Source organism: Streptomyces boncukensis, assembly GCF_011045075.1.
In the GTDB taxonomy this organism is placed as follows: domain Bacteria; phylum Actinomycetota; class Actinomycetes; order Streptomycetales; family Streptomycetaceae; genus Streptomyces; species Streptomyces boncukensis.
Genome location: NZ_JAAKZZ010000176.1, coordinates 1 through 13558, shown reverse-complemented (window position 1 = coordinate 13558; position 13558 = coordinate 1). Strand labels below are relative to the sequence as shown.

Here is a 13558-nt window from a genome sequence, read left to right as displayed (position 1 = left end):
CTCCCGCTCGATGGTGTCCGAGCCCGGCGGCCCGGGGCCCGCGCCGGTGCCGTCGCTGTCGTCCCCGTCGTGGACCATGCGCGCGAAGTTCGGGGAGCCGATCATCTCGAAGTTGAGGTTCAGCGCGGCCCCCGCCAGCAGCCGGACGGGCCTGCGGGGCGCGCGGGGGGCGGGTAAGGAAGCCGACGGGGAACCGTGCACGGACCACCTCCTGGAATCCGCGCGCCGGGGCACGCGAGCGCACAGGGCAAGGCTGGACGGTGAGCGACCGTACTTTCTCATGTGCGGCGCCCGTTGTCAGCGGCACCGCAAGTCTCAGGAAGCACCGCGGGCACGCCGCCGCCTAGCGTGGCGCTCCCGACGAAGGGAGAGAGCACCATGGACGGTGCGCGAGCCACCGCGGAGGCGGACAGCACGGCGGTCAGGGTTGCCCTGTGGCGGGCCCTGCACACCCGGGCCGATCCGCCGCCGCACATACTCGACGACGACCTCGGACTGCGTATCGCCGCACCGGACGGCGACTGGCGCGCACGCCCCGACATGGACGCGGAGGGCACGCGCGGCCTCCGCGCCGCCATCGTGGCGCGGGCCCGGTTCGTGGAGGACCTGGTCCTGCAACAGGCGGAGCGCGGCGTCGGCCAGTACGTCATCCTCGGCGCGGGGCTGGACACCTTCGCGCAGCGCAGACCGGACGCCGCGGCGCGGCTGCGGGTGTTCGAAGTCGACCAGCCGGGGCCGCAGGCGTTCAAGCGGCGCCGCCTGGAGGAACTGAGCCTCGGCGTTCCGGAGTGGCTGCGGTTCGTCCCGGTCGACTTCGAGGCCGGCGACTCCTGGTGGGCGCGGCTGGCGGCGGCCGGATTCGACCCGGCGCGCCCGGCGGTCGTCGTCTCCACCGGCGTGACCATGTACCTCACCCGGGACGCCGTCGCGGCCACCCTGCGCCGTATCGCGGGGCTCGCCCCCGGCACCACCTGCGCCATGACGTTCCTGCTCCCGCGCGACCATGTCGCGCCGGACGAGCGCGAACTGCACCGGAGGTCGGAGGAGGGGGCACGGGCGAGCGGGACGCCGTTCCGCAGCTACTTCACGCCCCGGCAGATGGCGGAGCTGGCGGAGGCGGCCGGGTTCGCCGAGGTGCGGCACGTGCCGGCGCAGACGCTCGCCGAACGCTACTTCTCCGGCCGGGAGGACGGGTTGCGGCCCGCGACAGCGGAGCGGCTGCTGGTGGCCACGGTCTGAGCCCGCCCCGAAGCTCTCCGAGCGCCCTCCCAGGGGCGCGGGGAACTGCGCGAGCGTCCACGGCGCTGCCGCGGCCTGCGACGCTGCGGACGGGGGCAGCCCCTCCCCAGGACCGGGGAGGGGCTGCCCCCGTGTGTGCGTCGCGGCCCGCGCGCCCACAGGGGCTGGGCGCGCAGTTCCCCGCGCCCCTGGGAGGGCGCTCCGAAAGGTTCGGGGCTCAGTGGGGGTGGGGGCCCTCGTGGTGGACGGGGCCGTGGGCCGTCGCGCAGTGCGGGGCCGCCGCACCCGCCAGCACGCCCGCCCCCTCGGGCACCGGGGGCGCGTGGTCGATCTGGAGGGTGGTGTGCGTCAGCCCGTAGTCACCGGCGAGCATCGCGTCCAGCTCGCGCCGCAGCCGGTGGCAGTCGCCCCCCGGCTCGACGAGGACGTGCGCCGAGAGCGCAGGCTCGCCCGAGGTGATGGTCCAGATGTGCAGGTCGTGCACCTCGGTGACGCGCGGCGTGGCCGCCAGCCGGTCCCCGATCGCGTCGGGGTCGAGCCCCTGGGGCGCGGCCTCCAGGAAGATCCGTCCGGAGTCGCGCAGCAGCGCGCAGCCCGCCTTGAGCATCAGCCCCACGACCACCAGCGTCGCGATGGCGTCGGCGCGGGCGAAGCCGGTGGTGAGGACGACCAGCCCGGCGACGGCCGTCCCGATGAAGGCGTACAGGTCGTTCAGGATGTGCTGGTAGGCGCCCTCGACATTGAGCGAGGAGCGGTTGGCGCGGGACAGGCACCAGGTCGCCACGATGTTGACGGCGATTCCGGCGAGCGCGGTGCCCAGCACCATCCCGCCGTTCACCTCCGGCGGGTGGATCAGGCGCCGCACCGCCTCGAAGCCCAGCCACGCGGCGAGGAGGAGCAGGGTCAGCCCGTTGGCCTGCGCGGAGAGGATCTCGGCCCGCTTCAGCCCGAACGTGAAGCCGCCGCGCGCCGGCCGTGCCGACAGCCGCATCGCTATGAGCGCCAGCACGATCGACGCCGCGTCGGTCAGCATGTGCGCGGCGTCCGACAGCAGCGCCAGCGACCCGGCCAGCACGGCGATCACGGACTCGACGACGATGAACGCAGTGATCAGTGTCAGGGCGATGGTGAGCCAGCGCCGGTCCGCGTCGGCGGACACCCCGTGCGTGTGCCCCGCGTGGCCGTCGTCGTGTGCGTGCCCGTGGTGGTGTCCGTGACCGGTGCGCGGTCCCTTGCCCACGGTTCCTCCCCTCGCGCGGACCCCCGGGCGGGGTCGGCTCACAGCAGTGAAACGCATGCCCCCGGGGGGTGGCAAAGGCTGCACCGGTGACCGTTGTCAATACCGATAACACCCGTCTGACCTGCGATGATTCTGGGGACGCCGAGCTGTCGCGGTCCGGGGTCACACCTCGCGGATCCCGGCGCGGAAGGCGCCGGGCGCGTGGCCCTCGCGCTGGTGGAAGAACTTCGAGAAGTTCGTCGCGTCGGCGAAGCCCAGCCGGCCCGCGATCACCGCCGCCGGCTCGTCGCTGTGCGCCAGCATCCGCTTGGCCTCCAGCAGCACCCGCCGGTCGATGAACTCCTTGGCCCCCGTGCCCGCCGCCGCGTGCGTGGCACGCGACAGGGTGCGCGGCGAGTAGCCGAGCGCCCGCGCGTAGTCGGCGACCTGCCGGGTGCGCGCGAAGTCCCGCTCCACGGCGGTGCGGAACCGCAGGAACGCCTCGCTCAGCCCGGCGTCGCCGGGGGCCGCGCTGTGGTGCCCCGCCATCCGCAGCACCAGCGTGGCCAGCAGATGCCGCAGCACCTCCAGATGCCAGTCCGGCTTGGCCCCGTCCGCCGCGGCGAACTGGGCGAACTCCCGGTGCAGATGGTCCAGCGCCAGCCGGGTCGCCCACGCGTCCGCGCTGTCCGGCGCGGGCCGCCACAGCAGCGGTCCGCACGCGTCGTCGAGCCCCGCGGCCGTGGCCGTCGGGCGGTCCAGGAAGGACGCCTCGAACAGCACCAGCGTGCCCTCGCCCGCCGTCAGATCGCCGTGCTGCTGCACCTGGCCGGGCCGCACCCACAGCCAGCTGCCGGGGGTCAGCAGGCGCTCGGTGAAGTCGACGGTCTGCCGCAGCGTGCCCGAGTCGAGCGCGAAGACCTGGTGGAAGCTGGGGCGCTGCGGGTCGGAGAGCACCTTTCCCTGGGTCTGGGCGCGCGAGCGCAGCTCGGCCAGGGTCATCACTTCCACGCAGGCCCGCAGGCCGGGCGGCGGCACATAGCGGAGATCCGGGATGGCGGAGCGGGGCGGGTTCCGAGGGTGTCCGTTATTCACCATGATCAGTCGCGAGCCTACCTCGCTCGCGCCAGTTCCGCCGCGTACGTTCGCAGGTGTCACTCACCGAGTGGCGGAAATACGCAGTACGCAGTACGGATGAGGAGAATCGGCATGGCAAAGATCGCCGTCTTCGGCGCCAACGGGACCATCGGCAGCCGCGTCGTCCAGGAGGCGCTGGACCGCGGGCACGAGGTCACCGCCGTGGTCCGCGACCCGGCGAAGCTGGCCGGCGCCGACGACAGGCTCCGGGTCACCACGGGCGACGTGCTGTCCCCGGAGTCGGTCGCGGAGGCGGCCAAGGGGGTGGACGTCCTGGTCAGCGCGGTCGGTGGCGGTGACGGGCCGGGGCATGTCGCCACCGTCGAGCCGTCGGTGCGGGCCCTGGTCAGCGGGCTGCGGACGCTCGGCGAGGCCGCTCCGCGGCTGATCGCCGTCGGCGGCGCCGGGTCGCTGCGCACCCCCGACGGGAAGCAGGTCTGGGACGCGGAGGGGCTGCCGGACTGGCTGCTGATGATCATGCACGCGCACGGCGACGCGCTGGAGTACCTGCGCACCGTCGAGGACGTGCGCTGGACCAGCTTCAGCCCCGCGGCCACCATCGAGCCGGGCGAGCGGACGGGACGCTACCGCACCGGCGTGGACGATCTGATCGCCGACGCCGGGGGCGACAGCCGGATCTCCGCCGAGGACTACGCCGCGGCGCTGGTGGACGAGATCGAGAACCCCCGGCACGTGGGGGAGCGCTTCACCGTGGGCTACTGACCGCCCTACGGCAGTCGGCGGTCCAGGGCCGCGCGGCCCTGCTCGGCCAGCTTGCGGCGGGCCCACTCCAGGTTGTCCTCGGTCAGGTCCCGGCCCGAGGCGAGGACGAGGTCCTCGGGGGTGGGGTCCCCCTCGGGCGCCGCGTGCAGCACGGAGTCCGGGGTGGGCCGGTCGTCCGGGTGGTCCTTGGGGCCGCTCATGTGCCTGCCTCCCCGCTGCCGGAGCGTCGCTGGTGCCCTCAAGGCTACGACCGGGCCGTCCGGGGGGCATCCGGGTGGTGTGCGGGTGGCGTGCGGGGCCGTGCCGAGGTGCGTGGACCTGGTGGCGGCGGGATCCTGTGGGGGCAGCCCGCGCGCCCGACGGACCACGGAATGGACCACGGAATGAGGTACGGATGCGGACCACCGATCTGACCGACGACGTGCTGGCGGCACTGCGCGAGCGGCGCCCGTACCCCGCGGTCACGCTCACCGTGCCGACGCACCGCACGCGCCCGGACAACGAGCAGGACCCGGTGCGGCTGCGCAACCGGATCGGCGAGGCCGCCCGCAGGCTGGACGCCGACCCGGACGTGCCCGACCGCGTCCGGGAGGCCGTCGTCGCCCAGCTGGAGACGGCCGAGGCGGTGACCGACTTCGTCCACGCGCTGGACAGCCTGGTGGTCTTCGCGACCGCCGACGAGCACCAGATCTGGTACCTGCCGCGTACGGCCGCCGAGCGGGTGGTGATCAGCGACACCTTCCTCACCCGCAACCTGGTCGCGGCCAAGGCGCAGGCCCGCCCCTACTGGGTGCTGGCCTTCGCCGAGGATCGGGCACGGCTGTGGAGCGGCTCGGGGGACCAGCTCACCGAGGCGCGGCAGGACGGCTTCCCCATGGAGCCGGCGCCCCTCGTCGACGAGGACGCGGCACGGGCCCGGCTGAACCGCAGCAGCGGCACGCCCGCCGGGTACGGCGACGAGACCACCCTCCAGCATCTGCGCGCCGTGGACGCGGCACTGGGCCGGCTGCTGGGCCGCGATCCCCGGCCGCTGGCCCTGGTCGGTCTGGCGCAGGGGATCGCCGCGCTCAAGGACGTGGGCACCCGTGCCGCGCGTACGGCCGTCGCCGCCGTCCCCAAGGGCGGGCTGACGGACGTCACCGGGCACACGCTCGCGCAGGAGGTCGCGCCCGCGCGCGCCGAGGTGCGCCGGGAGCGCACCCGGGGCGCGCTGGAACGGCTGGACGCCGCACGCGGACGGAAGCTGTTCATCGCGGGCCTCGACGAGGTGTGGGGCGCGGCCCAGGAAGGGCGGGTGGCCCTGCTGGTGGTCGAGGAGCCGTACCGCGCGACGGTGCGGATCACCGGAGGGCATCTGACGCCGGCGGAGGACGGCGCCACCGGCGCGGACGTGCACGAGGACATCGTGGACGAGGTCGTGGAGGCGGCGCTGTCCACGGAGGCCGAGGTCGTCTTCGTCCCCGCGGACGCGCTGGCCGGCCACGGCCGGATCGCGGCGGCCGTCCGCTACACGTGGGCGGCCGGGTGAGCAGCGGCGAGAGGGCGAGGTGGGGGAGATGACCGAGCGGACGGACGGTTTCGACGAGCCGGGCCCGGCCGAGGACGACGGCGTGCTGGAGCCCGCCGACTCGCTGGAGACCGACCAGCTCGACGCCGACCCCCTGGACACCGGCATCGTGCCGCCCGACCACTGGTCCCGCGCCGAGTTCTACGGCAACACCGCCGAGGAGGCCCGCCGCGGCGAGAGTCTCGACCAGCACCTCGCCGCGGAGGAGCCGGAGCGGCCGGGGCCGGTGAGCGACTCCTGGGCGGAGGGCCCCGCGCCCCGCACGGGCCGCCTCACCGCGGGCGACGCGGGGTGCCATCCGGTGCGGGACTCGGAGATCCTCGCGTACGACGCGGGGGTGGACGGGGGCGCCGCCAGCGCCGAGGAGGCGGCGGTCCACGTCGTGGAGGACGAGGACGCGTGGGAGGAGGAATCGGCCGAGTAGCGATCGGCCGGGTAGCGCTCTTGCTCCGCTGTCCCGGGCGCACGACAATCCCCCTCAGCCCCGTGGGAGGGAACCAGTCATGCCCGAGCCCGGCAGAACCACTCGGAGAACGGTGCTCACCACAGCCGCCGGCGGCGGACTCGGCATCGCCGTGGGCGGCGCCTCCGGCGCCGCGGCCGCGCCCCCGCAGCGGCCCGGACGGGAACTCCGCGCCCTGCTGAGGGAGATCGACCCGGACCGCGTCGAGGCGACCGTGCGCAAGCTCGCCTCCTTCGGCACCCGCCACACCCTCTCGTCCCAGGACGGCACCCGCCGCGGCATCGGCGCGGCGCGCGACTGGATCCACGGCGAACTGAGCGCGTACGCGCGGGCGTCCGGCGGGCGGATGACCGTCGAGCTGCAGTCCTACGTCCAGGAGCCCGGCGACCGCATTCCGGAGCCGACCCGGATCACCAACGTCGTCGCCACCCTGCGCGGCAGTGTCGATCCGGACCGCGTCCACGTCGTCAGCGGACACTACGACTCCCGCGCCTCGGACCCCATGGACGCCGAGAGCGACGCGCCGGGCGCCGACGACGACGCGTCCGGGGTGGCGGTCGTCATGGAGCTGGCGCGCGTCATGGCCCGGCGGCGGCCCGCCGCCACCCTCGTGTTCGCCGCCGTCGCGGGCGAGGAGCAGGGGCTGTACGGCGCGGGGCACATGGCGGAGGTCTTCCAGCGGGACGGCGCCGATGTGCGCGCCATGTTCACCAACGACATCGTCGGCAGCCCCACCGCCGACGACGGCACCCGCGACCCGCGCACCATCCGGCTGTTCGCCGAGGGCGTGCCGACCGCGGAGACGGACGAGGAGGCCGGCGTCCGGCGCGCGGTGGGCGGCGAGAACGACTCGCCCTCCCGCCAGCTCGCCCGCTATGTCACCGAGGTCGCCCAGAACCGCGAGACCGGGATGCGGGTGCGGGTCGTCTACCGGCGCGACCGCTATCTGCGCGGCGGCGACCACATCCCGTTCCTCGAACAGGGCTACCCCGCCGCCCGGTTCACCGAGCCCGCCGAGGACTACGCGCACCAGCACCAGGACGTCCGGGTGGAGAACGGCAAGCAGTACGGCGATCTGCCCGAGTTCTGCGACTTCGACTTCATCGCACGGGTCGCCCGGGTGAACGGGGCCACGCTCTGGTCGCTCGCCCAGGCGCCCGGGGCGCCGAGCGGGGCGGAGATCGTGGCGACCGGGCTCACCAACTCCACCGAACTGGTGTGGCAGCGCCCGGAGAAGGGGATGCGCCCCGCGCGCTACGAGGTGGTGTGGCGCGAGACGACGGCGGCCGAGTGGACCCATGTGCGGGACGTGGGCGACGTGGACCGGTACACCGTGGATCTGTCCAAGGACAACCTCTTCTTCGGCGTGCGCGCGGTCGGCGAGAACGGCTACCGCAGCCCGGTGTCCTTTCCGGTGCCCCGGCGCTGAGCTCGCCCGAGGGCGGGGCTGCCCCGCGCGAGCCACCACGACGTGCCCGCGGACGGCGGGAGTCAGCCGGGGGCGCTCTCTTCCCCGGCTTCCCCGGCATCCGGGGCCTCCCCGGAAAGGGCCGGGCGGAGCTCGATCCGCAGCTCACACTCCCGTTCCACCCGCTCCCGCGAGTACACCAGCGGAAAGGCCCCGTCCGCCGCCCACACACCGAGCAGGTCCGCATAGTGCCCGCTGCGCGGATCGCCGGACTGGCCGGGCGAGTTGACGACCAGTGACGCGTCCCACTCGCCCACGTCCAGCACCATCCGGAAGCTCGCGCCCCCGCTCTGCCGGAAGTCCGGCAGATACGGGGTCGCGCCCACCGTGTCCCCGCTGCCGCCGCGCGGCACAGGGGCCAGCTCCGCCCACGGCGGCTCGCCCAGCTCGGCGGCCAGCGGATGCCGGAGCCGGGCCTGGTGCAGTGCGCCCCAGGACCACTGGCGGGGGTCAGGACCGAGGGCGGCCTCCAGCTCCCGCACCGCGTCGCCGAGCGTGCGGGCCAGCAGCGCGGGCGCGGCCGTGCGGAACAGCGCCGGGTCCACCCGCGCGTCGGACGCGGCGCCCTCGGCGGGCCGCAGCCGGGCCACCGCCTCCTCCAGCCGGTCGGCGGGCACCAGCGGGCGCAGCGCCTCGCGCAGCAGCGCGGGCCGCAGATGGCCGCGGTACCAGACCTCGAAGAGCGCGCCCGCCGCCGAGTCCGCGGCCAGCGTCCCGTCCCAGCCTCCCCCCAGCTCTCGGCTTCGCTCGGGCAGGAAGGTGCCCCCACCGCGCAGCAGCGCGAGCGCCGTACGCACCCGGGGGTCCTCGCCCGTCAGCCCGTCCAGCAGCCGCAGCGCGGCGCGGGCCGGGAGGCTCACGCAGTCGGTCTGGAGGCGTACGCACTCCTCGGCCGTCCAGTCCTCGCGCGAGCCGAGGACCTCCGCGAGCCGGGCGTGCCGGGTGGGCGCGTACCAGTCGTAGGTCACCGTCCGCTCGGCGTGGGGGTAGTCGGCGGGGAGGTTCAGCTCGTTCGCCGTCGCCCACCACCCCTGCGCGGGGTCGCGGACCGACGGCAGCGCGTCCGGGTCGTGGAACCCCGCCCACTCGTAGCGGCCGTCGCCGGGGACCGGCAGGGTGCCGTCCCAGTTCGGGCGGACCGGCACCCGCCCGGCCGGGCGCCAGCCGACCGTGCCGTCCGGGGCCGCGTACACCTGGTTCTCGCCCGGCGCGCCCCACCGGCGCAGCGCGTCGGTGAACGCGTCCACGTCCCGCGCGTCCATATAGCCCGCGCTGCCCAGATACGGCGCCATGCCGGGCTCCAGCCAGGCGGCGCGCACCGCGAACGCGGCCTGCCGCTCGGGCCGCTCCCTGACGACGGGGCCGTGCCGGGTGAACCACAGCTCCGTGCGCACGGGGTCGCGCCCGCGCACCGGGATGGTCTCGGTGACCCGCTCCATCGGCTCCCAGCCGTCGCCGTAGGCGTAGCGGTGCGGGTCGTCGGGGTGGGTGCGGTAGACGTACAGGTCCTCCTGGTCGATCGGGAAGATCGTCAGGCCGAACGCGATCCGGCCGTTGTGCCCGATGGAGATGCCGGGCAGGGCGGGCTCGCCCGCGCCGATGACGTCCAGCCCCGGCGCGGTCAGATGGGCGAGGTAGCGCAGCGAGGGGAGGGAGACCGGCCGGTGCGGGTCGTTGGCGAGCAGCGGCCGGCCGGTGGCCGTGCGAGAGGGGGCGAGCACCCAGTTGTTGCTGCCGTCCAGCCCCTGGCGCGGGGCCGCGTGCGGCGCCCAGGGCGCGACGGTGGCCAGCTCGTAGGTGTGGAGCACGTCGTCCGGGATGACGGACAGGTCCAGCCCTTCCGGGATGCGCAGGGTGTGCGGGGCCGGCTCGCGGACCCGCCGCAGGTCCTCGGCCCCCGGCCCGAAGTCGCGCAGGGTGCGGGCGCGGGCCACCTCGTCCTGGAGGTTGTACGCCAGCCCGTGGCTGCGGATCCGCGCGATGTCCTCGGCCCGCCAGTAGGCGGGCTGGTAGCCGAGGAGGGCGAACTCGGGCGGGAGCGGGTCCGCGCCGGGCGGCCGCCGTTCCCGGCACAGCGCCACGTACGCGTTGATCCCCGCGGTGAAGGAGCGCGCCATCTCCTCCGTCCCCGGGCCGTAGGCCGCCCACTCCTCGGCCATGCCGCCCCGGTAGCGGAAGAGCCGGGCCGCGCGGTCGTGGGCGACGTACTCCTCGCCGAGGACCTCCGACAGCAGGCCCAGCCCGCGCCGCCGCCACAGGTCCAGCTGGAAGAGCCGGTCGCGGGCCGCGTTGAAGCCCTGCGCCAGGAACAGGTCGGCGCGCGAGCGCGCGTACAGGTGGGGGACGCCCCAGCGGTCCACCAGGATCTCCACGGGCTCCGCCAGGCCGGGGACATCGTAGAGCGACTGCCTCATACGGACTCCTTCGTACGGGACGCCGCGCCGGTGCCGGGCGCGCCGCCGGGGCGCTGCGGACGGCCGTAGGTGACCGCCGCCGCCACCGCGAGGTTCGCGGCGAGCGCGGGGAGGCCGCCGTTGACGCCGTGGTACGGGTCGTTGTCGGTGGCCCACAGCAGCAGGACCACGGCCAGCCCGGTGCACAGACCCGCGACCCCGCCGGCCGCCGTCATCCGCCGCCAGAACAGCGACAGCAGCACCAGCGGGACGAGCTGCGCCAACCCCTCGTACGACAGGACGGACAGCTCGACCAGCGTGTTCGGATAGAACAGCGCGCCGCCCAGCGCCAGCAGCCCGGCCAGCAGGCACACCAGCTGGGACAGCCGCTTGACGCGCAGGTCGTCCGCGTCGCCGGGGGCACCGCCGCGGCGCCGGAGGAAGCGCACAGGGTGCCTATCGCGAGCTTGACTACTCCCCCTTGCTGAGGCAGGGGGACTCCCGAACGGCCTACGGTCGTCCGCCGCTTGCGCGGCCCGGATCGCCCCGGGGGGACTTCCTGCTTCATCGCCGACTGCCCGCCCGGCTGACGCCGTTGGGGTCTTACACCAGCTCCACAGGCCGATACGGCCAGCCCGGCCGCCTTGAGGTTGACAGCTGCGTTCACGTCCCGGTCATGGGTCGTGCCGCAGGCGCACGTCCACGTACGGACGTTGAGCGGCATCCTCTCCTGCAGGGTGCCGCAGGTGGAGTACAGCTTGGAGGAGGGGAAGAAGCGGTCCACGACCACGACCTGGCGTCCGTACCAAGCAGCCTTGTACTCCAGAAGGCTTCGGAACTCGCGCCAGGCGGCATCGCTGATGGCGCGAGCAAGGGAGTGGTTCTTGACCATGTTGCGCACGGTCAGGTCCTCGACCACGAGCGTTTGGTTTTCGCGCACGAGTCGAGTGGTGAGCTGGTGGAGAAGATCGCGCCGCCGGTCCGCGATGCGGGCGTGCACACGGGCGACCTTGCGACGGGCCCTGGCCCGGTTGTTGCTGCCCTTGGCCTTCTTCGCGAGGTCGCGCTGAGCCTTCGCCAGCCGGACGCGGTCTTGCCGTTCGTGCCGGGGGTTGGCAATCTTCTCGCCCGTGGAGAGCGTCAGCAGGTGATCCAGGCCGACATCAATACCGACTGCCGTACTCGTGGCGGGGAGCGGGACCACGCTGGGGTCGTCGCACAGCATCGAGACGAACCAGCGTCCGGCAGCGTCCCGGCTCACCGTCACCGTGGTCGGCGTCGAGCCCTCGGGAAGAGGTCGGGACCACACGATGTCCAGCGGCTCGGGCATCTTCGCCAGGCTCAGCGTTCCGTCGCGGAACGTGAACGCCGAGCGGGTGTACTCCGCGCTGGCGCGGGACTTCCGCCTGGACTTGAAGCGCGGGTACTTGGCGCGCTTGGCGAAGAAGTTGGTGAACGCGCCTTGCAGGTGCCGCAAGGCTTGTTGCAGGGGCACGGAGGAGACTTCGGCCAGGTAGGCCAGTTCCCCGGTCTTCTTCCACGCCGTCAGCATCGCCGAGGTGGCGTTGTAGTTGACCCGCTCGCCCCGTGCCCACGCCTCCGTACGCGCGGCAAGCGCCATGTTGTAGACCTTCCGCACGCATCCGAACGTGCGCGACAGCTCGGCTGCCTGCGCATCGGTCGGATAGAAGCGGTACGTGAACGCCCGCTTCACGTGAGTGGCCACAGCTCACAAGCTATCTGAGCATCTTGTGACTGTCTGCCGCAAGGTGGGTGTACCGGTGATCCGCGCTGGCGGCGAATCACCGCTCCTTTCCCTGCTCCGTAGGAGCTTCGTTTCTTCCCCCCGGCCGAAGCCGGGGGTATCCACGAGGGAGACCAGACGAAAAGCACGCCGACGACCGTGGCGCCGATCACCCACACCAGCAGGAACGGCACGTCCAGGACCCGGGGTTCGATCCGGTTCGCGACCACCGGGGCCGCGCAGTAGAGGACGACGGGGACGAGCAGCAGCCACAGGGCCGGCCGGGGCGCCCGGAGCGCGGGCAGCCCGTCGAGCGGGTCCCTCTCCGAGGGGGAGTCGGGCGGTGACATGGTGCGGGCTCCTTCGTGCTGGTGGTGGACGGGGCCGTGTCCGGCGGGCGCTGCTCCGCCGGGCCGGGGCGGCCCCTCGGTGTCGCGTTGCCTGACATGGGGACCGTCACATCGGCGGGTCGTAGCGGCCGTCGACCGCGGTCCAGCCGCCGTCGACCGTCAGCACGCTGCCCGTCACATACGAGGCCGCGTCCGACACCAGGAACGCGACCGCGCCGGCGATCTCCTCAGGGCGGCCCCACCGCTGCAGCGCGGACGCCCGCGCATACGCGTCGTGCCACTCCGGGTCGGCCGCGATCTGGTCGGTGAGCGGGGTGCGCACGACGCCCGGCGCCACCGCGTTGAACCGGACGCCCGGCGGCCCCCACTCGGCCGCAGCCGTGCGCAGCAGCTGCACCAGCCCCGCCTTGGACGCCGCGTACGCGCCCTGCCCCGGCTCGACCTGGAACGCCCGCATCGACGCGAGCGAGACGACGCTGCCCCGGCCGCGCTCGGCCATGCCGGGCGCCACGGCGCGCACCAGCGCGAAGTGGGCCCGCAGATTGAGCGCGACGACCCGGTCGAACTCCGCCAGCGTGTAGTCCGCGATCCGCTTGCGGACGTTGGCGCCCACCGTGATCACGAGACCGTCCAGCGCACCCCACGCGGCGACGGCGGCGTCCACCGCGCCCTCGTCCAGCGCGTCCAGCACGTACGGCTCCGCGCCGCCGCCCGCCAGCCGGGCCGTGTACGCGGCGCCCTCCGCGTCCCGGTCGGCGACCAGCACCCGGGCGCCCTGCGCCGCCAGCGCCCGCGCCGACTCCCGGCCGATGCCGCTCGCGCCGCCGACAACCGCGACGCGCCGCCCGTCGAGCCGGAACAGCGCCGCGTAGTCGACCGCCGCGGGGCCCGACCCGCCTGTCGTCACGGCCGGATCACCGCCATCTTCGTCACCGTCAGCTCCTCGATCGCGAACCGGGGCCCCTCGCGGCCGATGCCGGAGTCCTTGACGCCGCCGTACGGCGCCACGTCGCAGCGGTAGCCCGGCACCTCGTTGACCACGACGCCACCCGCTTCCAGTTCCTCCAGGGCCCGGAACGCGGTGTCCAGGCCGCGGGTGAAGACGGCCGCGTGCAGCCCGTAGCGGCTCGCGTTGGCCGTCTCGAACGCGGCGTCGAGGTCCGGGACCGCGCGCAGGCAGACGACCGGGCCGAAGACCTCCTCGTCCCAGACGGGCTGCCCGTCCGGCACGTCCGCGAGCAGCGCGGGCGCGGGA

General features: G+C 74.3%; 12 protein-coding genes and 2 pseudogenes. 5 read left to right on the top strand and 9 right to left on the bottom strand.

Features of this window, described 5'->3' with window-relative positions:
• A pseudogene (locus G5C65_RS18080) lies at positions 1 to 201 on the bottom strand (hypothetical protein); the annotation flags it as partial.
• A gap of 177 nt (positions 202 to 378) precedes the next feature.
• On the opposite strand from G5C65_RS18080, the gene G5C65_RS18075 reads away from it, so the two are divergent.
• Complete coding sequence (locus G5C65_RS18075; RefSeq protein WP_165299891.1) at positions 379 to 1239, top strand: class I SAM-dependent methyltransferase; 861 nt, start codon at positions 379 to 381, stop codon at positions 1237 to 1239.
• 217 nt (positions 1240 to 1456) lie between these two features.
• On the opposite strand, the gene G5C65_RS18070 is transcribed toward G5C65_RS18075, so the two are convergent.
• Both G5C65_RS18070 and G5C65_RS18065 read right to left on the bottom strand, forming a co-directional pair.
• The gene (locus G5C65_RS18070) at positions 1457 to 2536 is read right to left on the bottom strand and encodes a cation diffusion facilitator family transporter (protein ID WP_165299890.1); all 1080 of its coding nucleotides are present in this window, start codon (positions 2534 to 2536) and stop codon (positions 1457 to 1459) included.
• Between the two features lie 105 nt (positions 2537 to 2641).
• Positions 2642 to 3556: an AraC family transcriptional regulator gene (locus tag G5C65_RS18065; protein WP_165299889.1), complete on the bottom strand. Its 915-nt coding sequence runs from the start codon at positions 3554 to 3556 to the stop codon at positions 2642 to 2644.
• 111 nt (positions 3557 to 3667) lie between these two features.
• On the opposite strand from G5C65_RS18065, the gene G5C65_RS18060 reads away from it, so the two are divergent.
• Complete coding sequence (locus tag G5C65_RS18060) at positions 3668 to 4318, top strand: NAD(P)-dependent oxidoreductase (protein ID WP_165299888.1); 651 nt, start codon at positions 3668 to 3670, stop codon at positions 4316 to 4318.
• A 5-nt stretch (positions 4319 to 4323) separates the two neighbouring features.
• Here G5C65_RS18060 and G5C65_RS18055 read toward each other — a convergent pair whose 3' ends face one another.
• Complete coding sequence (locus tag G5C65_RS18055; protein WP_165299887.1) at positions 4324 to 4518, bottom strand: hypothetical protein; 195 nt, start codon at positions 4516 to 4518, stop codon at positions 4324 to 4326.
• A gap of 194 nt (positions 4519 to 4712) precedes the next feature.
• Here G5C65_RS18055 and G5C65_RS18050 point away from each other — a divergent pair, with 194 nt between their 5' ends.
• The 3 genes from G5C65_RS18050 (at position 4713) to G5C65_RS18040 (ending at position 7777) form a co-directional block, all read left to right on the top strand.
• Positions 4713 to 5846 carry a baeRF3 domain-containing protein gene (locus G5C65_RS18050; RefSeq protein WP_165299886.1) on the top strand — a complete coding sequence of 378 codons (1134 nt, stop codon included), beginning with the start codon at positions 4713 to 4715 and terminating at the stop codon, positions 5844 to 5846.
• A 28-nt stretch (positions 5847 to 5874) separates the two neighbouring features.
• Complete coding sequence (locus G5C65_RS18045) at positions 5875 to 6309, top strand: DUF5709 domain-containing protein (RefSeq protein WP_165299885.1); 435 nt, start codon at positions 5875 to 5877, stop codon at positions 6307 to 6309.
• A 112-nt stretch (positions 6310 to 6421) separates the two neighbouring features.
• The gene (locus G5C65_RS18040) at positions 6422 to 7777 is read left to right on the top strand and encodes a M28 family metallopeptidase (RefSeq protein WP_338146494.1); all 1356 of its coding nucleotides are present in this window, start codon (positions 6422 to 6424) and stop codon (positions 7775 to 7777) included.
• A gap of 62 nt (positions 7778 to 7839) precedes the next feature.
• On the opposite strand, the gene G5C65_RS18035 is transcribed toward G5C65_RS18040, so the two are convergent.
• The 5 genes and pseudogenes from G5C65_RS18035 to G5C65_RS18015 form a co-directional block, all read right to left on the bottom strand.
• The gene (locus G5C65_RS18035) at positions 7840 to 10230 is read right to left on the bottom strand and encodes a penicillin acylase family protein (RefSeq protein WP_165299883.1); all 2391 of its coding nucleotides are present in this window, start codon (positions 10228 to 10230) and stop codon (positions 7840 to 7842) included.
• Positions 10227 to 10583, bottom strand: coding sequence for a hypothetical protein (locus G5C65_RS18030; protein ID WP_338146493.1), 357 nt, complete (start codon positions 10581 to 10583; stop codon positions 10227 to 10229). The genes G5C65_RS18035 and G5C65_RS18030 overlap by 4 nt, the downstream gene beginning before the upstream one ends.
• Positions 10584 to 10761: 178 nt before the next feature.
• Positions 10762 to 11935 (bottom strand): annotated as a pseudogene (locus G5C65_RS18025) (RNA-guided endonuclease InsQ/TnpB family protein); the annotation flags it as partial.
• Positions 11936 to 12409: 474 nt separating this feature from the next.
• Positions 12410 to 13210, bottom strand: a complete 801-nt coding sequence (locus G5C65_RS18020; RefSeq protein ID WP_165299882.1) for an SDR family oxidoreductase — start codon at positions 13208 to 13210, stop codon at positions 12410 to 12412.
• A partial coding sequence (locus G5C65_RS18015; protein ID WP_165299881.1) for an aldehyde dehydrogenase family protein occupies positions 13207 to 13558 on the bottom strand: 352 nt, incomplete at its 5' end. The genes G5C65_RS18020 and G5C65_RS18015, both read right to left, overlap by 4 nt.